Here is a 1269-nt window from a genome sequence, read left to right on the forward strand (position 1 = left end):
CAGGCAACTTCCTCTTCTCTAAAGCCTAGCTGCAAAAATATTGCTTCGCGTTCCCTGACCACGCTTCTCACTCTTACTTTGGGTAAGTTGATTAAGTCTTCTACAAAAAAGTTCATCTTTAGATCCGCCTGCATTTGTTTTCTATTATACTATTATCACCTCAAACTCCGAAGACCCAAACTTTGAGCGAACAATGTCGCCGAGGTTCCGTGACGTTGAAACCCAATAAAATCCCTTCAAGGGATTGAAACTTTTTCTAACGAGCGATCGCAACAGATCGAGAAAACGTTGAAACCCAATAAAATCCCTTCAAGGGATTGAAACCGCCGAAAGTTCGCCGAACCTTTCAAGCAGCGCCGAGTTGAAACCCAATAAAATCCCTTCAAGGGATTGAAACGCCACTGGGGACGAGTAGCTTTTCAAGTAGATAGTCGAGTTGAAACCCAATAAAATCCCTTCAAGGGATTGAAACTTTGACGGGTTCGATCGCCAATACCTTCAGGCGATGTTGAAACCCAATAAAATCCCTTCAAGGGATTGAAACTGGGTTAACGTCACCGGCTACCGGCTCTGTAAGGCTATATAGATCTGATGTACTACTTCAAGGGATTGAAACTGGGTTAACGTCACCGGCTACCGAGTGGGCGATCGCAGTTGAAACCCAATAAAATCCCTTCAAGGGATTGAAACAAGAGCTTGTCGCGCCGCCGCCATTCCTTCGGGCGTCCGGTGTTGAAACCCAATAAAATCCCGGGTGCATCCCACTTTTGCAAAAACATCAGTTTTGGGTGGCAAAATTCCCGATTAGCACTTCCGGTATAAGATCCCCGGCATCTCCAAGATGCCGGGGATCTGGAAATTGAGTGCGCCCAATGGGAGCATCTAGTTAAGGCAATGAGTAGAAATACGCATTGACAGAGGTTCGAGAATAGAGAGGAAAGCATTCCCCAGTCGTCAATGACCCCAGAAGAACGTCAAAAACTCAAACAAGCTGCCGAGACGATCGCCGATATCCTGTACCAAAATACCCCTAAAGAGAAAGTCCAAGACTTCGAGAGCATCGAGCTGAGCCTGCGCGACCACTGGCTCGAAACCCTTGGCCCGGAACTGGCCCTATTTTTTTGCCCAAAGCAGCCAGACTCGTAGCGGACGAGAACGAAAAATTAGGAGCTGTATTGGACAAGTCTCCCTAACCAGTAATCAAGCCAAACGCTTAAAGGTTAAGCCCCGCACACGAGTGAGTCCTCATCTAGAACGTTGTTCGTTGCT

At 47.0% G+C, this 1269-nt stretch carries 1 protein-coding gene; it reads left to right on the forward strand.

Annotated elements, in window-relative coordinates; all coding sequences use genetic code 11:
- Positions 1 to 957: 957 nt before the first annotated feature.
- Complete coding sequence (locus GEI7105_RS0120010) at positions 958 to 1146, forward strand: hypothetical protein (protein ID WP_017659702.1); 189 nt, start codon at positions 958 to 960, stop codon at positions 1144 to 1146.
- The last annotated feature ends 123 nt before the right edge of the window (positions 1147 to 1269 follow it).

The organism is Baaleninema simplex PCC 7105 (assembly GCF_000332355.1).
Lineage (GTDB): Bacteria > Cyanobacteriota > Cyanobacteriia > Cyanobacteriales > Geitlerinemataceae > Baaleninema > Baaleninema simplex.

Excerpts from the sequence above, each read along its gene's own strand:
- GEI7105_RS0120010 (WP_017659702.1), top strand. The coding sequence starts at position 958 with ATGACCCCAGAAGAACGTCAAAAACTCAAACAAGCTGCCGAGACGATC.